Origin of the sequence: Thalassotalea sp. Sam97, from assembly GCF_041379765.1 — a bacterium.
GTDB lineage: Bacteria > Pseudomonadota > Gammaproteobacteria > Enterobacterales > Alteromonadaceae > Thalassotalea_A > Thalassotalea_A maritima.
The window spans coordinates 1,847,689-1,872,713 of the sequence record NZ_CP166919.1 but is presented as its reverse complement, the minus strand read 5'-3'; the positions used below and the strand labels follow the sequence as shown (position 1 = coordinate 1,872,713).

The window sequence follows — 25,025 nt, the reverse complement described above, 5'->3', positions numbered from 1 at the left end:
AGCTTAGGCTGACAAAAAAGGCGCTATTGTCTATGCCTTGGTTATTGATCTCAACATTAATGCGATAAATAACGGGTATGTTACGGTTAATCTTGTCACCAAGAATTCGCATTAACATGGCGTTAACTTTACCTTGGTGAATTGCTTCATAATTGGTCGGGAGGAAGTTTGAAGACGATGCCGAGTTTGTTGAGACATTCGTCATTGTTCATGACACTTTGTCATATATGGACCATACTCAATGCTATGGGTAAATCGACATAGCCGATGGAGAAAGACATGACTGTGGTGGAAGTTGATCATCCATTAATTCGACACAAGCTTGGATTAATGCGCGAGGGCAGCATCAGTACACGTGATTTTAGGGAACTTGCCTCTGAAGTGGGGGCCTTGCTGACCTATGAAGCGTCGAAGCAATTTGAACTGGAAAAAATATCCATTAATAGTTGGAACGGTCCCATCGAAGTAGAGCAAATAAAAGGCAAAAAAGTGACGGTTGTGCCGATATTGCGCGCCGGTCTTGGCATGATGGATGGTGTTCTTAAACTGATACCGAATGCGCGCATATCGGTTGTTGGTATGTATCGTGATGAAGAAACCCTTGAACCAGTGGTTTACTTTGAAAAGCTCGTTGGTGAGATTGATGAGCGCATTGCTTTGGTGATTGATCCCATGTTAGCAACCGGTGGCTCAATGGTTGCAACCATTGATTTGTTAAAACAACGCGGTTGTCGCCATATTATCGCCTTGGTTTTGGTTGCCGCACCAGAGGGGATTGAAGCGCTACAACGCAGTCATCCAGATATTGCCGTATATACCGCGTCAATCGATAGTCACTTAAATGAGGACGGTTATATCATCCCAGGCCTTGGCGATGCCGGTGATAAGATATTTGGCACCAAGTAGTTACCAGTAATTACCAAGAATTACGTAGATTTGTCATATCGCTGATAGTTGGTTGACACATCGGCTGAGATTGTTGATTAACGATGATAATTAGCAGTGCACGTTTATTGATACGCTTACCTAGGTTTGTAACACCTATGACGTTAGCGTTTGCCTATGAGTCGATTACATTACCCTTTTGCATGATCCCTATATTTTTCGATGACCTTGTTTTGAACTATCTCACCTACGGCGCAGATGCCTGTCTGTGTAGAACATAGCAGTTGTAATGATTTTGATACAATCGTTATGTTTATCGCGATGAAATGTTTCATAGGTGGTTACAGGTTGTGGTGGTTGGTGATATGATGCCTTCTATCAAAGCGCCAAATAAGCGCTGTTGCCTACAGAACAACATTTTAGGGGAATTTGCGATGGACAAAATGCGTGTTGAACTTGACTTGCAAAAAGAACATAACGGCTGCCATGATACGTTGAAGCAGCTTGTTATTCATAAATTACTAGAGAATAAAGTGCAATTTAACGAATTGTTGGCGCGAACTGCCCATCAAATCTGTTCCCGCGCGCACGTTGATATGGCCTCGTTTGCAGTAACCGATTCAATGTTTGACGGTGATGTCGGTAAAGTGAAAATAGGCGTGCAGTACCAGAGTTATTATGGCTTTGAAGGGGTTAGCAAGCGTGACGCTATAGAGGATTCTTGGTGTTTTACGATGAGTGATAATAAAGCTATATTCGACGTATTTATGCCCGAGTTGCATGTTGTACATGAGCTGTAACTAAATTTGTAGTTTGCCTTGGAATATTACAGTTTTTGTTTTTATTTTCGGTAAAGTGGCAGCATTCTTCTATACCGCTATAAAAAACGGCGTACATGAAAATACCGATAAAAAGTTCATATAACAAAGCGTATATAAAAAAAGACCCACAGGCTAAGTTGACAGATCGAGCTTATGGGTCCAGGGAGAAATGTTATGTGCGTCTCTACAATTAAGTATGGACGAGTGCCGCCGTTTTGCCGTTATTTTAGGTGACTTTTTTTAATCGATTTTGCTATGGCTGATTACAAAAAAAGCACAATAGAATCTTTATCTGCATAGACAATAACTTAAGGTTGACAGAGTTCTTGTGAGCTGTCATTTTAAACGTGTGTTTGAAATGTTCCGAAATGTTCGGTTTTAGTGGTACAAGAAGTTATGGATACAAAAACGAAGATATTAAACGCGGCAGAAATTTTGTTTGCTGAGAATGGCTTTACCTCAACATCGTTACGAGAAATCACCAGTGAAGCTGACGTGAACCTCGCTGCGGTTAACTACCACTTTGGCTCTAAAAAAGAACTGATTAAAGCGCTGATGAAGCGTTACTTAGATGAGCTTTCTGAACCTCTCGTAGCCTCATTAAAGCAAGTGAATGAACAACAGCAAAAACCCGACTTGTATGACGTATTCACCGCATTTTCTGCCCCATTATTAGCGTTAAACGATTTTAGAGAAAACGGTACCAGCATCTTTTTACAATTGCTCGGTCGCAGTTATGTTGATAACCAAGGCTTTTTACGCTGGTTCATTACTACCAACTATCCAGGTATTTTAAATAATTTTGTCGCGGCCGTGCATCGCGCGTATCCAGAATTAAGCACGGAAGACATTTTTTGGCGCTTGCACTTTACCATGGGCACGGTTGTATTCACTATGTCATCATCGGCAGCGCTGATTGATATTGCCGATAACGATTTTGGTAACAAGGTCGATGTTGCAGGTGTGATTGAACGCATTATTCCTTATATTGCCGCTGGCGTGGGGGCACCGATCCGCTAAAGGTGAAACATTATGTCATTATTGATGATTGACGTTCCAGGTAGAGAGCTTACCGCTGAAGATAAAGAATTATTGGCCCATCCTCATGTTGGTGGGCTTATTTTATTTAGCCGAAATTTTGACAGTGTTGAACAGTTATGCCAATTAACAGCGCAAATAAAAGCTGTTAATGAACACCTGTTGATTGCGGTGGATCATGAAGGTGGGCGAGTGCAACGTTTTCGTGACGGCTTATCCGCGATTCCAGCGATGGGTGCCATTCATCGCCATAGTCAGTCACAGCTATCTAATATGAGCACGCCACATTACGTACTCGAGCATAGCAAATTGCTAGCCAGCGCATTTGGCTTTTTAATGGCCAGCGAAGTACAAGCTTGTGGTATTGATATCTCGTTTGCACCGGTACTCGATGTAGATGACATTTCCGATGTGATAGGCGATAGAGGCTTTGCTAAAGATCCTAAAGTTGTGACAAATTTAGCTCGTGCTTTTATCCAAGGCATGAACAAAGCGGGCATGAAAGCGACGGGAAAACACTTCCCTGGTCACGGCAGCGTCAAAGAAGACTCACACATTGCCATGCCACGTGATATGCGCAGCAAAGCCGAGATATTTCAGCATGATATGCAGGTGTTTCACAGCCTTATTGATGAGGGCGCGTTAGCCGCGATGATGCCGGCGCATGTGGTCTATCCTGATGTTGATGATAAACCTGTCGGCTTCTCCCGGTATTGGTTGCAGCAGGTACTGCGCAAGTCGCTTGGTTTTAACGGAGTGATTTTTAGCGATGATCTGTCGATGCAAGGGGCAACGTCAGCTGGAAGTTTCGCTGATCGTTGTGAAGCTGCTGCGGATGCTGGCTGTGATATGCTGTTGGTTTGCAATGATCGTCAAGGTGCGATAGAGGCTATCAATAATGCGAATATAAATGCAGACGATACGCTAGCGACTCAGCGAGTGCAGAGCATGCTAAATCGAAATGGCCGAGATTGGCAACGTTTGCGTAGGGATCCTCACTGGCAAGCATGTCGAGGTAAGTTGTTTACATGCTAAAACGTCAACATTTTCTGTTTATTGCGCCGGCTTTGGCGTTGATCTGTTATGGCCTGTTATCAGCATTTGGCTTTAACCATCAAAGCGCGGTTACTGCAGCGATCACCCTACTTACTGTTGTCCTATGGGTCAGTGAAGCGTTACCAATCCCAGCGACTTCTATCATACCTTTTGCGCTATTACCGATGTTTTCGGTGGTCGATCATAAAACCGTTTCTTCGGCGTTAGGTTCGCACGTTATTTTGCTATTGATGGGCGCATTTATGCTCTCAAAGGCGCTGGAAAAAAGCGGTGCTCATGAACGCTTAGCGGTATATATGGTGCGCTGGATTGGTACTCATAGCGGTAAACGGTTGATTTTAGGTTTTATGCTTACGGCGGCTTTTTTGAGCATGTGGATATCCAACACCGCCACGGTGTTGATCATGTTACCCATGGCGTTAGCGCTGCTAAATCACGTTGATAACGACAAATTGAAAGTCGCGTTGATCTTAGGTATTGCCTATGCTTCGAGTGTTGGCGGTGTCGGTACGTTAATTGGTACGCCACCAAATGTTATTTTTGCGGGTATTTACGAAGAGCAAACCGGTATAGAGTTTGGTTTTTTAGAGTGGATGAAAATCGGGATCCCCGTGGTGTTATTGGCTGTCCCTTTGATGGCGTTATGGTTAAGTCGCGGTGTTCATTTGTCAACTCCTGTTGTCATGCCCAAACCTGGTGCTTGGCGTGTTGAAGAGAAACGAGCGCTGACGGTATTTGCATTCACTGCGCTTGCTTGGGTATTTCGTAAAGAGCCATTTGGTGGTTGGACTGGCTTAGTTGGTGTCTTAGGTATTGGTGATAGTACCGTTGCATTAACAGCCGTGGTGTTGATGTTTGCCATAAGTAATGGCAAAGGCGGACGACTGCTCGACTGGCAAACCGCGAAAACTATTCCATGGGATATGCTGCTGTTGTTTGCTGGAGGTATCGCTATCGCTAAAGGGTTCGTTGCCTCGGGTCTGAGTGATATGCTTGGTAATTGGTTAGCATCGTTAGCCTATTTACCTTTATTAGCGATGTTATTGATCCTGTGCTGGGTGGTGACCTATCTTACTGAAATTACCAGTAACACTGCCACAGCAACCTTGTTAATGCCTGTGCTGGCTGTCGCGGCAATATCGATAGGCTTTGATGCGAAAGTATTGATGATCCCCGCAGCCATTTGTGCCAGTTGTGCTTTTATGTTGCCTGTTGCCACAGCACCTAATGCGATTGCTTATGGTACTAAGCAGATCAGCATCAGGCAAATGGTCACTGAAGGTGCATTGCTGAGTTTTGTGGTATCAACGCTTGTTGCCTTATTGAGTTATCTATTACTGACTTAATGTCAATCTTACGCCATATCAATTCGCGTTAATCGAGCCAGTGATGTTTGCTCGCATATTGACTAAGTTGCAGTAGTGCGATGGCGACAATCAAGACTAATATCGGCATAATCAAGGCGTTCTGACCAAAGATATCGAGGCCATCATTTAACACAAAGGCGTGTATTTGTTGGCCGATAATCCCTAGCAGAGACAGCGCAAATAAAATCACCGAAAAACGTTTTTTGAGTGCCAGAAAAAGGCATCCAGCACTGCCTGCAAAGACGGCAATAGCAAAGGCGATTAATACCCATGTGGGCATTGAAGCAAAGAACACTTGCTGAACGGCTGGTAGCTCTGCCAGCGCAGCTTGGTTATTGGCAGGTCCAGTAAAAAACGCCATCACACCGATAAGATTCCATACCAGAGCGATAGCTGCAACAGGAACAAACCATTTCGGAGCGGGCTTTAAGTGGTTGGTCATGAGTTTTCCTCTTTTTTTGCTTTAAATATGAAGCGCTTACATGTATTTCATTAAAGCACCAGAAGATAATTATGCCAACACTGAATATGATCATTTGAATGACTTTTGTGAACTCACGACTGTGCAAAGTGTTTTGTTTTGTAGCTGCGAATAACCCGATAACCCATAACAGCGCAGATAAACGCAATGACAAACACACCGATGATAAATTGGTTAACATTGCCGACCATGGCCTGTAAAGGCAATCGCACAACCACTTCGGCAATAAACGCAGCACATAACCCTATATAGCTATAGGATAATATTTCAAAATGATTAACCATCCAGTTGGGATTACTGCGAGCAAAGAGTGGGTAATACATACCCCAGATAATATAGGGCAGGCTGATGACGATAAACAGATGGAACCACCCCAAACCGTCGAACAAGTTTTGTAATGGTATTGCCGAGATATTCAACGCCAACATGGCGACTACATACGTGTAACCGTAGACTTTATGTTGAGCATTGCCTTTTTTGCGTAAAAAGACCATAGCACCAGTAATTAGGGCGACGATAGCGGATAGCGTATGAAACCCACCTAATGTACTTTGAAAGAAAAACTCCATTTTTAATTATCCTGTTTAGATGATCCTTCACATAACCTAAGTAAACCAATTTCACTTTTATTGGCGATGGACAGAAAAAATCGGCCAAGGCTTCATTCTTTGCTATTACCAGCTCATCTATCTTGGTGCTGGTTTTATAAGGCCGCTTCGATGATTGATCGCATTTCGTCGGCTAAAATCGGTTGCGCTTCAACGTTTGGATGAATACCGTCGTTTTGCATTAAGCCATCTTGTGTTGCAACGCTTTCGATGAAAAACGGCAGTAACGTCACGCCTGTTTGTTCAGCGACATCGACAAATACTTGTTCAAACATTTGGTTGTAGCGAACACCGTAGTTCGGTGGAATTTTTACTTGTGATAACCAAACACGGATATTTTGTTGCTGTGCCTTGCTGATTATTTGTAACAAATTATTTTTGATAAGCTTCGGTGGAAAGCCGCGAAGCCCATCGTTACCACCTAATTCAATCAGTAAAACATCAATGTCATTACTGGCCAAAATGTTGTCTAGCCTTGCTAAACCGCCACCTGTGGTCTCGCCACTGATACTGGCATTGACGAGACGATAACTTGCATTGTCTTGTTCGAGTTGTTGGTTCAATAGGTGAACCCAGCCTTGTTTTTGTTCCATCCCATAACTTGCACTTAGGCTATCACCTAGTAGTAAAATACTATTGTGAGCCAAAACGGTTTGGCTTAACGTAAAGGTAATAATAACAACGACGATAAGAGATAGTTTTTTAAGCATGAGTGAACAATCCAAATATATACTTGAATGCCTTAACGTGGCCAAAGTAGTTGATACTCGCCAACATTCTGGCAAGGACGATGAGTTAACAATCTTGCGAGGTATTGACTTGCAAGTCAAGCCTGGCGAAACCTTGGCAATCATTGGCGCCTCAGGTTCAGGTAAAACCACATTATTATCTTTATTGGCCGGGTTAGATGTTCCAAGCTCTGGTGAAATTTATTTAAAAGGCTTGCCTTTGCATCAATACAGCGAAGAGCAGCGTAGTCAGGTGCGGGCACAACACGTTGGCTTTATTTTCCAATCCTTTTTGTTGATCAATAGTCTCACTGCACTTGAGAATGTGATGTTGCCAGCTGAGCTTGCGGGCTCTGATACTGCAAAGCAAGAGGCGATTGCGATGTTAGAACGAGTAGGCTTGGGTGATCGTATTAGCCACTATCCGGGGCAGTTATCGGGCGGCGAACAACAACGCGTGGCCATTGCTCGAGCTTTTATTGCCAAACCTGATATTTTATTTGCGGATGAACCCACGGGTAACCTTGATACCAATACGGGTGAAACCATTAATCAGCTGCTGTTTGAATTAAACCAACAACAAGGGACAACCCTTATTTTGGTGACCCATGATAATCAACTTGCCGCTCGCTGTCAGCGCAAATTAACCATGCGCTCAGGCGAATTTGTTGACAACGTGGTGGCGATGGCGGAGGTTGTATAGTGAGTAGCGCATTACCAATGTGGGCGCAACACTCATTGCGCTTATTCAGACACGAATTACGCCGTGGTGAGCTAACCATCATTTGTTTCGCGATCATTTTGGCGGTCGCTTCGGTTTTCTCTCTGGCTGGGTTTAGTGAGCAGATCCGCTCAGCATTAATCAGTAAAAGCAACAGTTTTATCGCCTCAGATCGGGTGTTGCAATCATCTCGCCCGGTGAGTGATGACTTCTTAGCGACGGCGCAACAGATGCAACTTAACAGTGCGAAGATGCTGTTATTCTCATCCATGGTATTTGCTGGCGACGAGATGGTGCTTGGCTCGGTTAAAGCCGTCAGTGAAGGCTACCCACTGCGTGGCGAGTTACTGATCGACAAGGGGCAAGGGGCACAAGCTCTGTCTGCCCCTGATGTGGGCACGGTATGGGTTGGGACATCGCTTCTTGAAAAACTGTCGTTGCAAGTAGGACAGTCGTTAGAAATTGGTGTTGCCACCTTTACTGTCGCGGGCGTTATTGAACAAGAGCCCGACACATCGTTTTCGGTATTTACGCAAGGCCCGCGGGTGATGATGAATTGGAACGATGTTGCGAAGACGGACATTGTCCAACCTGGCTCTCGTCTCACCTATCGTTATTTATTTGCCGGTAACAAAGACGATATCGATCAGTTTAGCGACTGGCTTAAACCGCAAGTGCTAGAGACCCAGCGCTGGTACGATATCACCTCGCAACAGTCTCCGTTGGCACAGGCGCTCAATCGAGCGGAAAAATACCTGTCGTTGGGCAGTATGTTAGGCATTGTTTTAGCGAGTGTTGCCGTTAGCGTCGCCTCGCGTCGTTATGGACAACGCCATCAGCCAATGGTTGCCGTATTTAAAGCCATGGGCGCTAGTTTGCCTCACATTCGACGGTTGTACCTACTGCATTGGAGTGCTTTGTGTGCGTTTTCGATTGTCTGTGGTTTGCTGTTGGGGGCGGGGTTGTTAACCTTGGGCTTATATTTTATTGAGCCGTATTTACCGGCGCCAGTAACCAGTTTAGGTAGTTATCCGTTTTTTGTTGCGATTTTCACCGGTGTATTGTGTGCCTTTGCGTTTGCGATAACGCCGATGCAATCGTTGATCGCGACGCCGGTATTGTCGGTAATACGTGGTTTCACGTCGTTTGATAAAGATCGTGGCATTTTAGGCAATGTACCGCCGGTATTGGCCGTGTTTATCTTGTTGTGGCTATTTAGTCGCGATGTGGTACTGACCTTAGCCCTAATGATCGGCGGTGCCTTAGCTATGTTGGTGTTGGTATTTTTAGGTCGTTTATTGGTTAACGCAGGACGGCAAGTGGGCTCCCATGCTGGCCAAGGTCTGCATCTGGCGATGGCCAATCTTAAACGCCGTGGAAAACAAAATAATGTGCAATTGATCAGTTTTACGGTTGCTATCAAATTGTTGCTTCTGATGTTGGTGGTTCGTAATGATTTACTTGATGAATGGCAGGGGCAGCTACCTGAAAACACCCCGAATCAGTTTCTCGTTAATGTAACCGGACCACAGGTTGATGCGGTTGAACAGTTTCTTGAGCAGAACCAAATGGTGGCCAGTGATTTATACCCTATCGTCCGTGGACGTTTGGCGGCCATCAATGATGAGACGGTAACACGACGTACCAGCAAAGAAGATGAAAATCGTTCTGATCGTGGTCGACAAGGTATTGGTCGAGAATTGAACTTAACCTGGCATGATCAACTGCCTAAAGAAAATAGGGTCGTCGCGGGACGTTGGTTTGACCCAAGCGCTCCGCAATCTGAAGTATCCATAGAACAACGTTTAGCGGATCGTTTAGGCGTGAGTATTGGCGATAAGTTAACCTTTCAAATTGGTGCCCAAGAGGTAACCGTGCCGATTACCAGCGTGCGTGAAGTAAACTGGCAAAGCATGCAGCCTAACTTCTTTATGATCTTCTCGACCTCGGTACTGCAAAACTTTCCTGCAACCTACATCGCTTCTATTCATGTACCAGAAGATAAAAAGCGCGATATGCGACAATTTTTGAGTCAATACCCAACCATTAGTGTGGTGGATGTTGAAGCGCTTATTTTGCAATTACGTGACGTGATAGACCAAGTATCTATTGCGGTTGAGTTGATCTTAATGCTGGTACTTATCGCTGGATCGCTAGTATTGATTGCACAAGTGCAAGCCTCGATGGAAGAACGAGAGCGTGAGTTAGCTATTTTGCGCACCCTCGGTGCTCGCGGAAGTTTATTAAAATCCGCGACATTACTCGAATTTGTCGTGTTGGGCGCGATTGCTGGCTTGTTAGCCAGTGTGGCGATGGAAGTTGCGGTATATGTGGTACAAACCCGCGTATTTGACATGCAAGCAACCTGGCATTTAAGTTATTGGTTACTCGGTATTGTCGCCGGTGGCATCTTTGTTGGGTTGATGGGGCTATTCAGTTGTTACCGCTTGTTGAACTTAACCAGTGTTACGTTAATCCGTCGCACGTTATAGCGATGTCATAAAACATGGTAAAAGCTACCATGATCAAAGGCCCGGGCACGCTATCGGGCTTTTGCTTTCAACCGCTCTTTAAAACAACATGTTAAGACAAGTCAACGTAGCTAGGTGGCAACGTTTAGGGTAATGATTTAGCCTGCAGATGCACCTGAGGACCCGTTATTTCTTTACTAACGATGCCAGTGCCGGCTCTAAATCACTGTAAGTAAATTTGAAACCAGCATCTAATAAACGCTTAGGGTAGACGTTTTGGCCAAATAAAAATAAATCAGCCATTTCGCCAAACATTAATTTCAGCATGAATGCGGGCATGGTGGTAAAATTTGGACGGTTTAATACGTTGGCTAATGTTCTACTGAAGGCTCGATTACTTTTTGCGTTTGGTGCTGTTAAATTGTAGGCGCCGCGACATTGGTCGTTATTGATCAAAAAGTCTATGCCTCTAACCATATCATCAATATGGATCCACGACATATATTGACTGCCACTGGCAAACCGCCCTCCAAAGCCCATTTTGTAAGGGAGTAACATCTTTTTTAACGCACCATGTTCAGCGTCCAAAACAATCCCGGTTCGTAGCAAACAAACGCGAGTGACGTCGTCACATAAGCGGGCTTTTTGTTCCCACGTTTGGCATAAGCGATGACTGAACTCGTTATAACAATGCGCACACTCTTCATCAATGGTGTTACTATTTTGGCGACCATAATAGCCAATAGCTGAGCCTGAGATAAACACGGTTGGCGGGCTATTACTGTCGTTTATTTTTTGCGACAATTCGTGCGTTAACTCCCAGCGACTCTGGCAAATTTTACGCTTTTGCTTAACACTCCAACGTTTTTCGGCAATGGGCTCACCCGCCAAATTAATAACAATATCAAAATCATCAAGGTTGTCGAGCGCGTTTAAATCGTGAATTAACGTCACATGCTCACTATGAGAAAATAATCGATCGGCTGCCGTACGTTGTCGGGTTAGTACCCAAAACCGATATTTTGCGTGGAATCGTTCGATAAACGTTGAGCCAATAAGGCCTGTACCGCCAGTGATCAATACATTTTGCATGCCTGTTAGTGAGACTCCATAGATAGGTTATTATTCAGTGTAGAACACTCAGCATAAAATCGTGCGCGTAATCAATTCTTTGTGAACGGAAAACGGTGTCTTTGAGTGTACCTTTTCGTACTTCTTTGTTAATGTAATGCTAATTGACAATACTGATAATAATTATGAACTTAGCAACAATCAATAAGACCACGAGTGTAAAAGCTCTGCTGATCATGGCCTGTTTGGTGATCATAATGGCGGGCATAAAAACCGCTAGCAATATACTTATCCCATTTTTACTGTCATTGTTTATTGCCATAATGTGTAATCCGCTCGTGGCAAAATTGGAAAAATATCGCATACCCAAGGCGCTCGCGATTATTTTAATTTTGGTGGTTTTTGTTGGTATCGGCATGTCGTTGGCGAGCTTGATTGGTAACTCTTTAACCGAGCTCAATGACAAAATGCCTGAGTATCGCGAGCAAATCACGACTAAATTTGCCAGCTTGATTGATAAACTCGCCGATTACAATATTCATGTATCATCTGAAGTATTCATGACTTACTTAGATCCTGGTGTAGCGATGCGGTTTGCTACAGATATGCTGTCTGGATTTGGTAACATCATGGCCAATACGTTTTTGATCCTTTTGACTGTGGTATTTATGTTGTTTGAATCGAGCACCATTCCAGCGAAATTGCACTTGGCGTGGGATGATCCAGAAATGAAAATCGAGCGCATTGATCGCTTTTTAGAATCGGTCAATCGTTATATTGCCATTAAAACTTGGGTAAGTTTACTTACAGGTTGTTTAGTTTCGTTGCTGCTTTGGATCATCGGTATAGACTTTTTTATCCTCTGGGGCGTGTTAGCGTTTCTGCTTAATTATATCCCTAACGTCGGCTCTATCATTGCAGCGGTTCCCGCGGTATTGTTGGCGTTTGTTCAATTCGACCCAACCATCGCCATCATTGTCGCCGGTTGTTATATGGCCATTAACACCGTGATGGGCAATATGATAGAGCCAAGGTTTTTGGGCAAAGGTTTGGGGTTGTCAACCTTGGTGGTTTTCCTGTCGTTAATTTTTTGGGGTTGGTTATTAGGAACGGTGGGCATGTTATTAAGTGTGCCACTGACGATGATCATTAAAATTGCGCTTGAAACGTCGGAAGAGGGTAAATGGCTATCGGTTATGCTCGGTGACGAACAGCAAACCGAACGAGAGCTGGCGCTTATGCAACAAGAACAATAGCCCGAGAAATTGAGCTAAGTTTGTTGAAAGGGCGCGGATATAGAAACAGTTACGTTTGATTATAGAGCCTTGGGCGAATCATCTGGGCTTTTGTTCCATGTATTGTAACGACCGTTAATGTAGTAAAGGTAAATCAAATCTTGATTGTTGTATTCAGTGTCTTTTTACTGACCATATTTTTAATGTTTAAAGCCATTAAAAACAAATCTTGGTTTTGGGGACTTTTCGTATTGCTTGAGCTTTATTGGGCTAGTCTCGTTCTTGCTATCGAGTTAAAGTGATACGAATAGTGGATACGGAGGTTAAAATAATTGGGGCCATATCGACGTCTTACGCCATTGGCTGCGGGGACGATTTTTCAACAACACTTTAATGTTTCAACAACACTTTGATCTTATAAGGTTAAGCTGTTATTGGCGGGTTTTCTTTCTGTATCCTAAACTTGATCGCACGCTTATTCACAAAGAATAAATCTATTCGAATAACAGCGACGCTAGGATATTTAATGGTAATAAACACATCCCCCATATCGTCCGCATTGGCGAAGGCGAAAGTATGTTTTGTTTTATCGACGGTAAGCTTGAGCGTATACTCTGCAACGGCGTTCGCTAATGAGCAAGACATCGATGAGCGTTTAACTGCCCTCGAGCGGCGACTTGCTTTATTGGAGCAGATCATCGTCGATAAAGATGCACAAATAGACGATTTAAAAGAGCAAGTTCAAGAGCGAGTGCAAGAGCAAAAGATAAATCGACAGCAAGCTCAAAATAACACCACTTCTTTTCGTGCTGTACGAGCGTTCAGACAACGCTCTAGCCACAACTATAAAACACCTGAACGAAGTATTCGTTTAAGCGATACCGATACCCGCTTACAAATTGGCGGGCAAATTTGGGTGGATGCCATTTACAATCATGGCGAAATGACAAACCGAGCAGGCTTTCAACTCTCTTCAATTGCCTACGAGGCCGATACGGTCGATGACAACACATTATTAACTGCAGGTCAGTCCAAACTGTATGTGAAAAGTATTACTCCTACCGCATATGGTGAAATGAAAACCAGGTTTGAGTTTGATATGTTTCAGGCCGATGGTAATGCGAGTTTTAATCTGTTGCACCTTTGGGGCGAGCTTGGCAGTCTCGGTGCGGGGCAAACATTTACCGGATTTATGGACATTGATTCGTTTCCAAATATGCTTGATTATTGGGGGCCAAATGCCATGGTCTTTGCACGACAGCCTCAAGTTCGTTATACCTATTCATTGAGTGATGCGGAAAAAATCGCGATATCGATAGAGCGAGCCGACTCAGACTTTGCCTTGCCAAATACGCTTGATCCCAGCAGTTATCAATACGATGAAGTTAATGAATGGCCAGATATTACTGGTTTTTATTATAACAGCGGAGATTTCGGTCACGTTAAAAGCTCCTTTGTATTACGAAAACTGGGCTATCAAGCCGAGTTTAGCGATGGCGGAAACGCCAGCGATAGCACGTTCGCTTGGGGGATTAACCTAACAGGTGCTTATCAAGCATCTGATCAGGACAGTATTAAATATCAACTTGCCTATGGTAAAGGCATAAGTAAGTACCTTAATGATCCGTGTTGTAACTTTTATGCCGAGCAAACCGGTGGTGCGGATGCAGGGGTTAACAGCGAGGGTGAACTGCAAGCAATTGAAGCATTTGGTGGTTTTGTGTATTTAGATCATCAATGGAACGAGAGCATGAGCAGTGCCGTTGGCGTTGCTTATGTTGAAGTTGAGAATATCGCCAGTCAATTTGATAATGCATTTCATAAGAGTTTATATAGCACCGCAAACTTTATATGGTCGCCTATCTCGATGGCAAAAATTGGCATCGAGTTGCAGTGGGGCGAAGTCGAGAGTAAAGCTGGCAACAATGACGATAATACGCGTTTGCAGACGTCATTCGCATTCAAATACTAGGAATTCATATGATGACAAGATGGCTGTTAATTATCATTTGCATTATGCCTTTGTCGGCGTGTGCAAATACCAGTAAAGATAAAAACATTGAGCAAGTCCTAGCAGATGCTCATAACCTATACAAAAATGATACCTCGGGTGCAAATGCAGACTATATTCCCGCACTGGCCGAGGTGGATCCCGAATTGTTTGGCATCGCCTTAGTCACGACAGACGGTAAGCTTTATAGCTATGGCGATGTTGATGAGCGGTTTTCGATCCAATCGATATCAAAAGTATTCACATTGGCGTTGGCATTAGAGCAGCAAGGTGCCGATGTCGTTGCTGAGAAAGTAGGGGTTAATGCCACGGGGTTACCATTTAACTCAATTTTAGCGATTGAGCTTAATAAAGCGCGCAGTATGAATCCATTAGTTAATGCTGGGGCGATTGCGACGATGAGTTTACTCAATGGTGAGGAGCGCAGTAAATGGCAAGACGTCTCGACTTGGTACAATCAATTTGCCATTGCCAAGCTACCGGTATTGCAGTCGGTTTATGAATCCGAAGCGAAAACCAACGATCGTAATATGGCAATTGCTCAACTGTTAAAAGCGCATAAACGCTTTTATGGAGACGTGGCAATGAATTTAGATTTATATACACGCCAGTGCTCTGTTGGGGTAACTGCGAAAGATTTAGCGATGATGGCTGCCCCGTTTGCCAATGGCGGTAAACATCCAGTCAGCAACAAACAACTGATGAGTGAAGATAATGTCGAACATTTATTAGCGGTGATGACCACTGCCGGCTTGTATGAGACCAGTGGTGATTGGGCTTATAATGTTGGCTTACCAGCGAAAAGCGGTGTTGGTGGTGGTATTATTGCTGTTGCCCCAGGACAGTTTTCAATTGCGGTGTTTTCACCTCGTTTAGATGATGCCGGTAACAGTGTGAGAGCGCAAAAAGCGATTGATTATATTGCTGAGCAACTCGGAGCCAACGTGTTTTAATAAACAAATCGCGTATGCTCTGGCTTTTGTCTTATTAGAATATGGTGTTATCTGGCCCGTTTTACCCTGCCGTTATGCCATTGCCTATATGACTAATTTCTCGCTTAATTCACCAACTTAGGGTTGTTTACTGTGCGATATCACTTTAATTGTCAAAATAATTCATTGATTTTATTGGCTATTTATTGATGGGAATAAAACTTGCTTCAACAGGGTAATGCTAGATACTTTTGGAGCACAAGATGAATAACAATATCGCTTACCCGCCTTTCTCGATGAAAACCCCTTTGCTATTTTTGGCATTGACCATGTTGTTGATGCTGTTGGTACTGTACTTCGTTCAGCAGGGCGAAATCGGCAAGCCTGCGGTGTTAATTGGCCTCTTTGGACCGGCAATTATTGCCGTGCTGTTTAGCTACCTTGAAGGCGGCGGGCGGCAAGTTAAACAATTGCTTAGTCAATATGTTGCTTATAAGGCATCTTGGCGCCATTATGCGCTCGCGACATTGCTAATACCTGCGCTTATTTACCTAACCATGCTTGTCACTGAGCTAAGCGGACAGATCACTTATAGCACGTGGTTCAGTGGTTTATCGATTGCTCAATTGCTATTTATTCCGTTGATCAGTATTGGCGAGGAGCTCGGTTGGCGTGGTTATTTGCAGCCATTATTTCGCCGCCGATATGGTTTACTTGCTGCGTCTTTGTTAGTGGGATGCGTCTGGGCGATTTGGCACCTAACCGGCTATTACTTTGATACGGGTGTTGTTGAAGGGTTGCCGTTCGAGCTGTTTTTTATGTGGGTTGTTGGGGCTGCATTGGTGATGGGCTACTTGTATGAGAAAACCAACAGCGTATTACTGGCTGTTTTGTTTCACACATCCGTCAATCTTTCGCTTAATGTGTTTAAAATCATCCCTGAATTTTCAGGCTCCATTATGCCGTTTACGATGCTTATTATTTTGGTTTGGCTTGTCGGTTTAGGCCTAATTTTCTGTCATTCAAAGAAATAACGCTGTAATCATTGACGCATTACGTGAAGCGATAGTGTCATACAGGTATCATCGCTATGATCTTGATAAACTCATGCCACCTTTGTGAACGTGTAGCCGTAGGGTGACCCTTACGGTAAAGATCACCTATGTTATGAAAGAGCTGCTGTAAATATAAGGAAATTTACAGCAGCGACATCACACAGACAACCGGCACCTAGTAGCCTAATTTATAAGGTCAAAGATGGTATCATGCTGTCGCTAACGTAATCGATTGGGGAGTAAAAATGCAGCGACAATCATTGCAAGACCTATCGCAATACCAATCCATAATGTTTCTGGCGATGAAGCGAGCGAGGTTTTTCCGCCAAATATCGGTTCGAATAGACCAAAACCTGATTGCCACTCATAAACTAGGGTAAAGGCGCCTGCGCCAAGCAAACCACCGACGACAAAAAATACCGCATCTTTGCGCCCCGCGCCTAAGTTCGCCAGACTAGTGCCAGGGCACATAGCAGATAACGCCCAGCCAAGACCAAATAATGCACCACCAACGAAAACGCCTAAATACATGGTTTTAATGCTCATATGCCCAACATCAAAGACGTTAAAAGCTACACCGGCGAAAAATAAGGCAGATGATAAGCCAATCGCTGCAAGAATGGTTTTCGCAAGACCTAAATCCTTTAAGGCGAGCATGTTGAGAATTTTATCGGCATGGGTGGCACCAACACGATACAAGGCATAACCAAATAGGGTGCCAAGGACAATGGCGAGGATCAGAGTCATGATTTATCCCCCTTCATTTTATAAACGATGATTGCCGTTGGAATGGCTATCGCAAATGCGGTGAGCGCAAATAAGTAGCCACTGAGTGACGTTTGCATCATACCGCTCATCATATGGCCTGATGTACAGCCTCCGGCTAAACGAGCGCCAAATAAGGCGATAAAGCCACCGATAAAGGTCATGCTGTAGCGACTTGCTGGGGAATGGCCAAAACGCTCGACATGGGCTTTGGGTAAGTCAGGCTCTTTATGGTGGCGAGATGCTAAAAAGCCACCAAAAATCATGCTAATGACAAACACTAAGCCATAGTTGATGGGGTTGGCAATGGCTTGTGCGTATTTACCATCGGACTTGGCAAGGTAGGCATTTGAGCTACTGTAACCTGATTTGCTGTTGTTATCTTCGATAATTAATTCGTCGTTAAAAGGGCTAGCGAGAATCCCATCAAAAATAACAAATTGGGTGGATACGCCGATGGGTTTAATCAACACAATGGCTATTAAAAAAACTAACCCCAGAGCAACGGCGCCTTTTTTCCATGTTAAAGTCATAAGCAACCTCCATAGAAAATGGTTTCGCCTGTTAAGTATGGTTGAAAAGCGATATAAGGTCTAATTTGAGCGGCACTGCGTAACCTGAAAAGTCTAGCTGGGATAAGGTGTAGAGCATGTTATTGGTAGGGGTTAGACGCAATAGGGCCGCGCTGATGACAAGGACCTGAAAACCAATACAAAAAAGCCAGAGCATTTGCTCTGGCTCGTTGTGGTTATCGTCGCTATTACGCGCCTAACACTTTTTTAAAGGGTTTGACGGTGACATTTTTGTAGACACCAGCGTCGATATACGGATCGGCCTCTGCCCAGGTTTTTGCATCCGCAAGCGAATCGAATTCTAAGACGAGTAACGAACCGGTAAAACCCGACTGACCAGGATCGTTACAATCAATGGCCGGTAAGGGACCAGCGATTACTAGTCGACCTTGCTGCTGCATGTCTTTTAAGCGGGCCAGATGTTTATCGCGCACACTAAGGCGTTTTTCTAAGGAGTTATCAACGTCTTCGCTGTAAATCATATATAACATTAGTTATCTTCCTTGGTTTTTTCTTCCGTCGGTAAGTGTTTGTATATCGCCATAACCGAGACAATGGAAAACACAAAGGTCATTGCGGTTAAGCCAAATACTTTAAAGTTTACCCAGGTTTGTTGATCAAAATTAAACGCGACGTACCAGTTAAGGACAGCACAGATAATAAAAAAGCTTACCCACGCCAAATTAAACTTAGTCCAGATATGCTCTGGTAATTGGAACTGCTCCCCTAAAAAGCTTTGCAGTAAGTTTTTATTAAATACGTATTTGCCAACCAATAATGCGATAGCGAAGAAACCGTTAATAAGGCTGACTTTCCATTTGATGAAGGCATCATCATTAAAGGCGATGGTCAGTAAACCAAAACCAACGATTAACGAAAAAATGACCCACTGACGTGTTGGGATTGGGTGTTTTTTAATTTTTAAAATTGCCATATGGATAACACTGGCAATGATTAACGCACCGGTGGCGACAAAAATATCATGTGTTTTGTAAAACACGAAAAAGACAATAAGAGGAATGTATTCAAGTAAAGCAATCATATCGTTATGTTCAGTAATTAAAAATTTGACGTTTTACCGCCATTGAGGGTTGCCGTTTTACCTTAATTTACCAGAAAAAACTAGTTTTCGGTCACAAGCTTTGTAAACAGATGTTTATCGATTCGACCATTTTCCGTTGACTCTATTTTGCCAGAATGACGTACTTTATTCCATGCGATCACTTTGCCTGCGACATTAATGCGTGCAAAGTTACCATCTTGTGGCGCTGCTTTACCTAAGAAGCTGAGTAGCTTGCTGTAGGCGTCGTCGTCGCTCACATCAAGGCGCAGTAAATCATGCGGACGCTGAGCAAAATATGCTAACACGTCCGCTTGATGTCGTTGATAACAATCGCTTAAAAACGTGTCATCAGCGATATTTTCTTCGGTAAAAGGACTAAATACCTTGGTAAAGCTGTGTTTAATAAAGGTATTTAAACCGCCATCTTGGCGTAATACATTGGTTGCCATGCGTGCCAATAATTGTTTGATTGACGGCACCCAAAGGCTAAGCTCACGCTCTAGGTAAATAAAGCGACTATTAGGGTACATGGCATCTAGGTGCGCATATTCACTAAATACCGGGGTATCAGCAATGACCTCGGCGTTGGTTAAGCAGCGTGAGGTATAGCAGGTATGTGCTACTTGGTAACCTAAATTGAGCATGGCAACACAGACGCTGGTGGTTGCCGTACGTGGTAAGCCGATGATGAATATTTTGCCTTGGTTGGCTTCAATGGCAGTCATGCGGTGTTTCGTCTGCGTTTAACGGTTGTAGCCAAACGGATCATCAATACTGTATGCCGGCTCAGTAAACCACTTAGGGCCGTGCTCTGTCATATAAAAGTGATCTTCAAGACGAACGCCAAATTCACCTGGAATACACAACATAGGTTCGTTTGAAAAACACATCCCTTTGGCTAATGGCGTATGATCGCTTTTGACCAGGTATGGCCATTCATGAATGTCGAGGCCGATACCGTGACCCGTGCGGTGCGGTAAACCGGGTAGGTTGTACTCTGGTCCATACCCTTGTTGAATAAGATAATCGCGCGCGGCAATATCGACGTTTGCACATGGTGCACCATTTTGCGCCGCGGCAAAGGCTTGCAGTTGCGCTTGCTTTTCATGTTGCCATACTTGACGCTGACGCTCGTTTGGCTCCCCAAAAACGTAGGTGCGAGTAATATCGGAATTATACCCTTCGACTTGGCAGCCGGTGTCAATCAGAACAATGTCACCTTGCTCTAGCGTTTTAGGCTTAGCGACACCGTGCGGATAGGCTGAATCTGCACCAAATAATACAATGCAAAAATACGAGCCTTGCGGTGCGCCAAGGGCCCTGTGAGCACGGTCGATAAACGCTTCAACTTCACTTGTGGTGATACCTTCGCGTAAAATACGCGCTGCCGCTTTATGTACCTCTAAGGTCATGTCTTTAGCACGTTGCAATAGCGCAATTTCGCTATCTGACTTTTGCATTCGACAACCCGCGGTGATCGGCTTAGCGTCAATGAGGGTAAACTGCGTGCCAGCAAGTTGAATACCATTAGCGATAAAAAACGCGGTTGATTCATCGATAGCAAGCTGACCTTCATCAACCCCCATAGAGGCTAAGGTATTGATGACGGTTTGATAGGGGCTTTCATGCTCATGCCATGCGTTGACGCTACCATCGATGGTCATATATTGCTTTAGGGTATCGATTTCAAAGTGCGGTGCGACATATTGAACATCACCAGATGCCGGTATTATGGCGCCAACAAGGCGCTCAGAGGCATACCAGCGGGTTCCGGTAAAGTAATATAGGTTCGTCCCTGCGTTGATATAGGTTGCAGCAATCCCGTTGGCTTGCATTATTGCTTGCGCCTTTTTGATACGACATTGATATTCTTCAACCGAAATAGGCTTAATATCGGCACACATGATATTCAGTTTAGCGAGCTCGACTTCGGCGCTCGACCCACCGATACCGTTATCGTGAAGTTGCGTTAGCGATTGGTTATTTTGCTGCATGTTTACCCCATGTATTGTGATGTTGTTATTGGTTTAATGGCATGTACTGTATAGTGACGGTCGCTTGCTGTCACGATAAAGCGTTATGCTACAGCGTCCTGTCACGGTATCCTAGAGCAATAAAACGAAATATCGCTCGTATTTAACCGTTGCAGGCGTATTATTAAGCTTGGCGTTGACGCGCTTTTTTTGCCAGATATTTATCCATTGCTCTGCCGACTGCAAAAAAAGCAAAGCTCGCCGTGACGTGCGTTGCTGCACCAAAGCCGCCACTGCAATCGAGGCGCATGGCGCCATCTTGTTGCTGCTTTGCGTGACATACCGAACCGTCTTGGGCTGGATAGCGTAATTGCTCTGTCGAGAACACGGCGTCGATGGCAAACTTGCGTTTGCTATCTTTTGGGAAATTATGATTACGACGTAACTGATTTTTCACTTTGGCAAGCAGCGGGTCTTGATATGTCTTACTTAAATCGACGATATCGATTTTGGTTGGATCAAGCTGACCACCAGCACCACCAATGGTGATAACTGGGATTTTTTGACGCTTGCAGTGGTTAAGCAGGGCGGTTTTTACACGGACAGAATCAATGGCATCAATAACGTAATCGAATTGTGTGGTAATTAACTGACGCAAGTTTTCTTCAGTAACAAAATCATCGATTTGTGTTACTTGACAGTCTGGATTAATAAGCTTGATACGTTCTGCCATGATGTCAACTTTACTTTCACCAATGGTGTCAGCTAAGGCATGGATTTGACGATTGGTGTTGGTGATGCAAATATCATCCAGATCGATCAACGTAATATGGCCAATACCATTACGGGCGAGCGCTTCAGCCACCCAAGAGCCGACACCACCAATGCCAATCACACAAAAATGGGCCTGTTGAATGTCGGCCATTGCCATTTTACCGTAGAGGCGTTCAATACCACCAAATCGCAGCGCATAATCAGACATAATGTAAATAACTAGAAATAAAAAGGGCGGATATTATAGCGATAATGCAGATAAAGAAAAACTGTTCGCTTGCCGTTTATTACTGCTAAGCGCTGGTTATTCCCCTCGTAAGAGCATAACCGTGCTTAATAACGTTGTTGTCGCTCACGTTTTGCCTGTGCTAATTCTTGCGCTCGTTTGTCACCTGCTCGAGGCAAGGTTTCTGATAAGTCATTGAGACTTTGTTTCCGCAGCGGGGTCGCACTTTTTTTTACTAATGATATGTTGCCGATGATCATAAAAAGCACCAAAACACAAACAAGGATAATCAGCCAGGTGGCCATGTGTTGTCTCCAAAGGCACAGGTATTGCAAATATATTGCTGGTAAATGTGCGCAAGGTTGTTGAGTATAAGTTGTTTTTCGCAGATATCAGCCTGGCTGATTGTCTGCCTTAGCGTATCAAGGTCTAATGCGTCCTCATAGAGTTTCGCGAGCGGTTGATACGACAAGTGCCAAGGCTCAGCTGCTACGCCCCCTTGGTAGTATTGATAGGGGTGATAAAAGCCGTAGCGATTTGCATGCTTGCATAGCCATTGATATAGCTTATGCATGGGTCCACCTTGTTGATATTCCCAAGGCTCAAGTGCAAGGGTGTTTGTATTTAACGCATTTGCATCAAATACGTCGATATCACAGCCCCAATGGTGGCGACTACCTCCCGGCAAAGCCGAGTAAAGCAATATCGCATACAATGCTTGCTCTGGCATTAATTGCTGTATATCAACCACGTTGTTGTCGAGATCTTTCACCGAACGCTGGCCGCTAAGTTTACCATTGAAGATATGCAGTTGCCGAGTAAAATCTCGAAAACCACTGGCTATTTGTAAGTCGATGTCGTCTAGCGCGGCGTCTTGTTGCATTTGTAAAAACGCCGCTTGCATATCGCGATGTATACCAATGCCTTGGTTAATATAAACAATATGATCGTCGCATAAACCACACGCTTGCTGTTGTCGGTTGTTTTTGAGTTTCTCTGTATAAATGGGTAGTTTGCTCATGATAGCGACGGTTAACTCATCAGATAGTGTTTACGTTAAGTATGATCGACCAATAACGTTTTCATGATCAAATAGTACATTTCAACCAGATCCTCTAAGTCGTTAACGTTGACACATTCATTAACTTTATGAATGGTTGCGTTAGTCGGGCCAAGCTCAACGACTTGCGCACCGGTTGGCGCGATAAAACGACCATCGGAGGTGCCTCCCGACGTTGACGGGGTCGCGATCACACCGTTGGTTTCCTTGACGGCATTGACTACGGCACTGAGCAAGGCACCAGGCTCGGTTAAAAACGGTTGACCATTAAACGTCCATTCAATATCGTAATCTAGCTGGTGGCTGTCTAAAATTTCGGTGACTTGATTGATGATGATGTCATCATTGATTTCGGTGCTATAGCGTAAATTGAACACCGCATGCAGTTCACCAGGAACCACATTGGTTGCGCCAGTACCGGCATGAATATTTGAAAATTGCAAACTGGTTGGCGGGAAGTATGCGTTACCTTGATCCCACTGATATTCACTTAATTCAGTAAGGGCAGGTGCAAACTGGTGAATAGGGTTTTTCACTAAGTGTGGGTAGGCGACATGGCCTTGTACACCGTGGATGGTTAAATCGCCGGTAATTGAGCCTCGGCGTCCGTTTTTTACTACATCACCACATTTATCGGTGCTTGATGGTTCACCGACAATACACCAATCAATTTTCTCGTTGCGCGCTTCGAGTGTGTCAATCACCCGGGTGGTACCGTTAACAAATGGGCCTTCTTCATCCGAGGTGATTAAAAAAGCAATCGAGCCGTTATGGTAAGGGTAGTCTGTAACGAAACGCTCTGTCGCAACAATCATTGCCGCCAAAGAACCTTTCATGTCCGCCGCACCGCGACCGTACAACCAACCGTCTTTAATGACTGGCGTAAATGGATCCGAATGCCATTTGTCGAGATTACCCACTGGCACAACATCGGTATGCCCCGCAAAACAAAATACTGGCGATTGGTTGCCACGACGAGACCACATATTAGTAGTATCGGCAAATATCATGGACTCGTTATCAAAGCCAAGAGCCGATAGACGCTCAGCCATTAATTGCTGACAACCTTCGTCCAGTGGTGTCACAGACGGTCGGCTAATCAATTCTTCGGTGAGGGTGACGACTTCTGAGACTTTAGTCATTGTTGAAAATCTCTTGATACAATGGATCTTTAAACCCTAAATGCAGTTGCTCATTGTGCAGAAGTAAGGGACGTTTTAATAACGTGACTTGCTCTTTAGCGACCTGTTTTGCCACATCCTCGGTCAGGTTGTTCTTTATTGCGTTATCGAGGCCGCGGTAGGTCGTGCTGCGCTTATTGATCAATTGATCACTGTCGGCCATGCTGAAAAAGCGATCGAGTAATTGCGCATCTAAACCGTCCTTACGAAGATCATGAAAGGTATAGTCAATGTTATTTTTATCTAACCATTTTAATGCTTTTTTTACTGTGTCGCAGTTGTGAATACCGTAGATGATTGTCATAGGCTTCTCGTTTTATTGTTACTTGTTAAGATCATTTATCGTTGTTGATAACCAGATAGTCAGCGCGGCGCAAGGCATTAATGGCACGCTCTAAAGTGTCATTTTTTACCAAAATATAGTCGGTATCAAAGGTGGATATGGCAAAGATACTGATCGCTTGGTCTGCTAAAACAGCAGAGATATTGGATAATATACCTGTTAAAGAAAAGCCTAAAGGCCCTAATACTTCTAACGCACGCCAATCGTGCTCTTGCTCAAGGCTATTTAACGTGTTGTCACTAGGGACCACGATAGACAATTCATCGTGTGTTTTGGCGATGAAATATACATCAGAGCTAAACACCTGGGTTGGAAGTGCGGTTTGTGGTGTAAAACTGTGAATCGAAAACGTTTGTTCTAGCACTTGGAGCGTTTGATTGGCCATAGTTTATCCTTGTTTATTGATCCTTACCTGCGTCAGAAAAGTAGTGTATATCCATGATCATGTTGCTTGCAGGCTGTTCACCGATTTAGGCTACTATAACGCAGGCTTTAATGGTTTTGTATAGGGTTATGATATTTTGTCCATTTCTTGATGTTGGATCGTTAATTTGAACGTTTTTAATAAAACAAACAAAAAAATCACAA

27 protein-coding genes are annotated in these 25,025 nt (G+C 44.1%); 11 read left to right on the top strand and 16 right to left on the bottom strand.

Annotation, left to right across the window (positions count from 1 at the left end; genetic code table 11):
• The first annotated feature begins 279 nt into the window (after window positions 1-279).
• The 5 genes from upp to ACAX20_RS08445 all read left to right on the top strand — a co-directional run bounded on the left by upp (window position 280) and on the right by ACAX20_RS08445 (window position 5,146).
• On the top strand, window positions 280-906 hold the full coding sequence (gene upp, locus ACAX20_RS08465) for a uracil phosphoribosyltransferase (protein WP_371185404.1): 627 nt from the start codon (window positions 280-282) through the stop codon (window positions 904-906).
• A 413-nt stretch (window positions 907-1,319) separates the two neighbouring features.
• Window positions 1,320-1,685 carry a hypothetical protein gene (locus ACAX20_RS08460; RefSeq protein ID WP_371185402.1) on the top strand — a complete coding sequence of 122 codons (366 nt, stop codon included), beginning with the start codon at window positions 1,320-1,322 and terminating at the stop codon, window positions 1,683-1,685.
• Between the two features lie 417 nt (window positions 1,686-2,102).
• Window positions 2,103-2,726 (top strand): TetR/AcrR family transcriptional regulator, encoded by a 624-nt coding sequence (locus ACAX20_RS08455; protein ID WP_371185400.1) that lies wholly within the window; start codon window positions 2,103-2,105, stop codon window positions 2,724-2,726.
• 12 nt (window positions 2,727-2,738) lie between these two features.
• The gene (gene nagZ, locus ACAX20_RS08450) at window positions 2,739-3,779 is read left to right on the top strand and encodes a beta-N-acetylhexosaminidase (RefSeq protein WP_371185398.1); all 1,041 of its coding nucleotides are present in this window, start codon (window positions 2,739-2,741) and stop codon (window positions 3,777-3,779) included.
• Window positions 3,773-5,146 (top strand): DASS family sodium-coupled anion symporter, encoded by a 1,374-nt coding sequence (locus ACAX20_RS08445; protein ID WP_371185396.1) that lies wholly within the window; start codon window positions 3,773-3,775, stop codon window positions 5,144-5,146. The genes nagZ and ACAX20_RS08445 overlap by 7 nt, the downstream gene beginning before the upstream one ends.
• A 28-nt stretch (window positions 5,147-5,174) precedes the next feature.
• Here ACAX20_RS08445 and ACAX20_RS08440 read toward each other — a convergent pair whose 3' ends face one another.
• The 3 genes from ACAX20_RS08440 to ACAX20_RS08430 form a co-directional block, all read right to left on the bottom strand.
• Entirely contained in the window at window positions 5,175-5,609 is a 435-nt protein-coding gene (locus tag ACAX20_RS08440) for a hypothetical protein (RefSeq protein ID WP_371185394.1), read from the bottom strand.
• A gap of 113 nt (window positions 5,610-5,722) precedes the next feature.
• Complete coding sequence (locus tag ACAX20_RS08435; protein ID WP_371185392.1) at window positions 5,723-6,217, bottom strand: DUF2306 domain-containing protein; 495 nt, start codon at window positions 6,215-6,217, stop codon at window positions 5,723-5,725.
• A gap of 134 nt (window positions 6,218-6,351) precedes the next feature.
• Window positions 6,352-6,966 carry an arylesterase gene (locus ACAX20_RS08430; RefSeq protein ID WP_371185390.1) on the bottom strand — a complete coding sequence of 205 codons (615 nt, stop codon included), beginning with the start codon at window positions 6,964-6,966 and terminating at the stop codon, window positions 6,352-6,354.
• Here ACAX20_RS08430 and ACAX20_RS08425 point away from each other — a divergent pair.
• Entirely contained in the window at window positions 6,965-7,687 is a 723-nt protein-coding gene (locus ACAX20_RS08425) for an ABC transporter ATP-binding protein (RefSeq protein WP_371185388.1), read from the top strand. The two genes, ACAX20_RS08430 and ACAX20_RS08425, sit on opposite strands and share 2 nt — an antisense overlap.
• Window positions 7,687-10,197 (top strand): ABC transporter permease, encoded by a 2,511-nt coding sequence (locus ACAX20_RS08420; RefSeq protein ID WP_371185386.1) that lies wholly within the window; start codon window positions 7,687-7,689, stop codon window positions 10,195-10,197. Before ACAX20_RS08425 ends, ACAX20_RS08420 begins: the two co-directional genes overlap by 1 nt.
• 165 nt (window positions 10,198-10,362) lie before the next feature.
• Here ACAX20_RS08420 and ACAX20_RS08415 read toward each other — a convergent pair whose 3' ends face one another.
• Entirely contained in the window at window positions 10,363-11,268 is a 906-nt protein-coding gene (locus tag ACAX20_RS08415) for a TIGR01777 family oxidoreductase (RefSeq protein WP_371185384.1), read from the bottom strand.
• 164 nt (window positions 11,269-11,432) lie between these two features.
• Between ACAX20_RS08415 and ACAX20_RS08410 the strand changes: the two genes are divergently transcribed.
• The 4 genes from ACAX20_RS08410 (at window position 11,433) to ACAX20_RS08395 (ending at window position 16,459) form a co-directional block, all read left to right on the top strand.
• Complete coding sequence (locus tag ACAX20_RS08410) at window positions 11,433-12,503, top strand: AI-2E family transporter (RefSeq protein WP_371185382.1); 1,071 nt, start codon at window positions 11,433-11,435, stop codon at window positions 12,501-12,503.
• A gap of 505 nt (window positions 12,504-13,008) precedes the next feature.
• Window positions 13,009-14,454: a DcaP family trimeric outer membrane transporter gene (locus ACAX20_RS08405; protein ID WP_371185380.1), complete on the top strand. Its 1,446-nt coding sequence runs from the start codon at window positions 13,009-13,011 to the stop codon at window positions 14,452-14,454.
• 8 nt (window positions 14,455-14,462) lie between these two features.
• On the top strand, window positions 14,463-15,446 hold the full coding sequence (gene glsA / locus ACAX20_RS08400; RefSeq protein WP_371185378.1) for a glutaminase A: 984 nt from the start codon (window positions 14,463-14,465) through the stop codon (window positions 15,444-15,446).
• 242 nt (window positions 15,447-15,688) lie between these two features.
• Window positions 15,689-16,459, top strand: a complete 771-nt coding sequence (locus ACAX20_RS08395; RefSeq protein ID WP_371185377.1) for a CPBP family intramembrane glutamic endopeptidase — start codon at window positions 15,689-15,691, stop codon at window positions 16,457-16,459.
• A 240-nt stretch (window positions 16,460-16,699) separates the two neighbouring features.
• Here ACAX20_RS08395 and ACAX20_RS08390 read toward each other — a convergent pair whose 3' ends face one another.
• From ACAX20_RS08390 to ACAX20_RS08335, 12 genes are all read right to left on the bottom strand, one after another.
• Window positions 16,700-17,227, bottom strand: a complete 528-nt coding sequence (locus tag ACAX20_RS08390) for a DUF6691 family protein (protein ID WP_371185375.1) — start codon at window positions 17,225-17,227, stop codon at window positions 16,700-16,702.
• A complete protein-coding gene (locus ACAX20_RS08385; protein ID WP_371185374.1) occupies window positions 17,224-17,778 on the bottom strand; it encodes a YeeE/YedE thiosulfate transporter family protein in 555 nt (184 codons plus the stop codon). The genes ACAX20_RS08390 and ACAX20_RS08385 overlap by 4 nt, the downstream gene beginning before the upstream one ends.
• A gap of 227 nt (window positions 17,779-18,005) precedes the next feature.
• On the bottom strand, window positions 18,006-18,308 hold the full coding sequence (locus tag ACAX20_RS08380; RefSeq protein WP_371185373.1) for a YciI family protein: 303 nt from the start codon (window positions 18,306-18,308) through the stop codon (window positions 18,006-18,008).
• Window positions 18,308-18,859 carry a septation protein A gene (locus ACAX20_RS08375; RefSeq protein ID WP_371185372.1) on the bottom strand — a complete coding sequence of 184 codons (552 nt, stop codon included), beginning with the start codon at window positions 18,857-18,859 and terminating at the stop codon, window positions 18,308-18,310. The genes ACAX20_RS08380 and ACAX20_RS08375 overlap by 1 nt, the downstream gene beginning before the upstream one ends.
• 80 nt (window positions 18,860-18,939) lie before the next feature.
• Window positions 18,940-19,605: a sulfotransferase gene (locus ACAX20_RS08370; protein ID WP_371185371.1), complete on the bottom strand. Its 666-nt coding sequence runs from the start codon at window positions 19,603-19,605 to the stop codon at window positions 18,940-18,942.
• Window positions 19,606-19,623: 18 nt separating this feature from the next.
• A complete protein-coding gene (locus ACAX20_RS08365) occupies window positions 19,624-20,874 on the bottom strand; it encodes a M24 family metallopeptidase (protein WP_371185370.1) in 1,251 nt (416 codons plus the stop codon).
• A 163-nt stretch (window positions 20,875-21,037) separates the two neighbouring features.
• Window positions 21,038-21,835: a tRNA cyclic N6-threonylcarbamoyladenosine(37) synthase TcdA gene (tcdA, locus tag ACAX20_RS08360; protein WP_371185368.1), complete on the bottom strand. Its 798-nt coding sequence runs from the start codon at window positions 21,833-21,835 to the stop codon at window positions 21,038-21,040.
• Window positions 21,836-21,960: 125 nt separating this feature from the next.
• Window positions 21,961-22,113, bottom strand: a complete 153-nt coding sequence (locus ACAX20_RS08355) for a hypothetical protein (protein WP_371185366.1) — start codon at window positions 22,111-22,113, stop codon at window positions 21,961-21,963.
• 29 nt (window positions 22,114-22,142) lie between these two features.
• On the bottom strand, window positions 22,143-22,874 hold the full coding sequence (locus tag ACAX20_RS08350; RefSeq protein ID WP_371185364.1) for a M15 family metallopeptidase: 732 nt from the start codon (window positions 22,872-22,874) through the stop codon (window positions 22,143-22,145).
• 35 nt (window positions 22,875-22,909) lie between these two features.
• Window positions 22,910-24,055 carry a succinyl-diaminopimelate desuccinylase gene (gene dapE / locus ACAX20_RS08345; RefSeq protein ID WP_371185363.1) on the bottom strand — a complete coding sequence of 382 codons (1,146 nt, stop codon included), beginning with the start codon at window positions 24,053-24,055 and terminating at the stop codon, window positions 22,910-22,912.
• Window positions 24,048-24,398 carry a Spx/MgsR family RNA polymerase-binding regulatory protein gene (locus tag ACAX20_RS08340; RefSeq protein ID WP_371185362.1) on the bottom strand — a complete coding sequence of 117 codons (351 nt, stop codon included), beginning with the start codon at window positions 24,396-24,398 and terminating at the stop codon, window positions 24,048-24,050. The genes dapE and ACAX20_RS08340 overlap by 8 nt, the downstream gene beginning before the upstream one ends.
• Before the next feature lie 31 nt (window positions 24,399-24,429).
• Window positions 24,430-24,822: an ACT domain-containing protein gene (locus ACAX20_RS08335; protein ID WP_371185361.1), complete on the bottom strand. Its 393-nt coding sequence runs from the start codon at window positions 24,820-24,822 to the stop codon at window positions 24,430-24,432.
• Between the last annotated feature and the right edge of the window lie 203 nt (window positions 24,823-25,025).

Excerpts from the sequence above, each read along its gene's own strand:
- ACAX20_RS08335 (WP_371185361.1), bottom strand. The coding sequence starts at position 24,822 with ATGGCCAATCAAACGCTCCAAGTGCTAGAACAAACGTTTTCGATTCAC.
- ACAX20_RS08395 (WP_371185377.1), top strand. The coding sequence starts at position 15,689 with ATGAATAACAATATCGCTTACCCGCCTTTCTCGATGAAAACCCCTTTG.
- ACAX20_RS08455 (WP_371185400.1), top strand. The coding sequence starts at position 2,103 with ATGGATACAAAAACGAAGATATTAAACGCGGCAGAAATTTTGTTTGCT.
- ACAX20_RS08370 (WP_371185371.1), bottom strand. The coding sequence starts at position 19,605 with ATGACTGCCATTGAAGCCAACCAAGGCAAAATATTCATCATCGGCTTA.
- ACAX20_RS08425 (WP_371185388.1), top strand. The coding sequence starts at position 6,965 with ATGAGTGAACAATCCAAATATATACTTGAATGCCTTAACGTGGCCAAA.
- upp (WP_371185404.1), top strand. The coding sequence starts at position 280 with ATGACTGTGGTGGAAGTTGATCATCCATTAATTCGACACAAGCTTGGA.
- ACAX20_RS08355 (WP_371185366.1), bottom strand. The coding sequence starts at position 22,113 with ATGATCATCGGCAACATATCATTAGTAAAAAAAAGTGCGACCCCGCTG.
- ACAX20_RS08340 (WP_371185362.1), bottom strand. The coding sequence starts at position 24,398 with ATGACAATCATCTACGGTATTCACAACTGCGACACAGTAAAAAAAGCA.
- ACAX20_RS08460 (WP_371185402.1), top strand. The coding sequence starts at position 1,320 with ATGGACAAAATGCGTGTTGAACTTGACTTGCAAAAAGAACATAACGGC.
- ACAX20_RS08390 (WP_371185375.1), bottom strand. The coding sequence starts at position 17,227 with ATGACTCTGATCCTCGCCATTGTCCTTGGCACCCTATTTGGTTATGCC.
- ACAX20_RS08365 (WP_371185370.1), bottom strand. The coding sequence starts at position 20,874 with ATGCAGCAAAATAACCAATCGCTAACGCAACTTCACGATAACGGTATC.
- ACAX20_RS08435 (WP_371185392.1), bottom strand. The coding sequence starts at position 6,217 with ATGGAGTTTTTCTTTCAAAGTACATTAGGTGGGTTTCATACGCTATCC.
- ACAX20_RS08410 (WP_371185382.1), top strand. The coding sequence starts at position 11,433 with ATGAACTTAGCAACAATCAATAAGACCACGAGTGTAAAAGCTCTGCTG.
- tcdA (WP_371185368.1), bottom strand. The coding sequence starts at position 21,835 with ATGTCTGATTATGCGCTGCGATTTGGTGGTATTGAACGCCTCTACGGT.
- ACAX20_RS08415 (WP_371185384.1), bottom strand. The coding sequence starts at position 11,268 with ATGCAAAATGTATTGATCACTGGCGGTACAGGCCTTATTGGCTCAACG.
- ACAX20_RS08440 (WP_371185394.1), bottom strand. The coding sequence starts at position 5,609 with ATGACCAACCACTTAAAGCCCGCTCCGAAATGGTTTGTTCCTGTTGCA.
- ACAX20_RS08430 (WP_371185390.1), bottom strand. The coding sequence starts at position 6,966 with ATGCTTAAAAAACTATCTCTTATCGTCGTTGTTATTATTACCTTTACG.
- ACAX20_RS08380 (WP_371185373.1), bottom strand. The coding sequence starts at position 18,308 with ATGTTATATATGATTTACAGCGAAGACGTTGATAACTCCTTAGAAAAA.
- glsA (WP_371185378.1), top strand. The coding sequence starts at position 14,463 with ATGATGACAAGATGGCTGTTAATTATCATTTGCATTATGCCTTTGTCG.
- ACAX20_RS08445 (WP_371185396.1), top strand. The coding sequence starts at position 3,773 with ATGCTAAAACGTCAACATTTTCTGTTTATTGCGCCGGCTTTGGCGTTG.
- dapE (WP_371185363.1), bottom strand. The coding sequence starts at position 24,055 with ATGACTAAAGTCTCAGAAGTCGTCACCCTCACCGAAGAATTGATTAGC.
- ACAX20_RS08375 (WP_371185372.1), bottom strand. The coding sequence starts at position 18,859 with ATGATTGCTTTACTTGAATACATTCCTCTTATTGTCTTTTTCGTGTTT.
- nagZ (WP_371185398.1), top strand. The coding sequence starts at position 2,739 with ATGTCATTATTGATGATTGACGTTCCAGGTAGAGAGCTTACCGCTGAA.
- ACAX20_RS08350 (WP_371185364.1), bottom strand. The coding sequence starts at position 22,874 with ATGAGCAAACTACCCATTTATACAGAGAAACTCAAAAACAACCGACAA.
- ACAX20_RS08405 (WP_371185380.1), top strand. The coding sequence starts at position 13,009 with ATGGTAATAAACACATCCCCCATATCGTCCGCATTGGCGAAGGCGAAA.
- ACAX20_RS08385 (WP_371185374.1), bottom strand. The coding sequence starts at position 17,778 with ATGACTTTAACATGGAAAAAAGGCGCCGTTGCTCTGGGGTTAGTTTTT.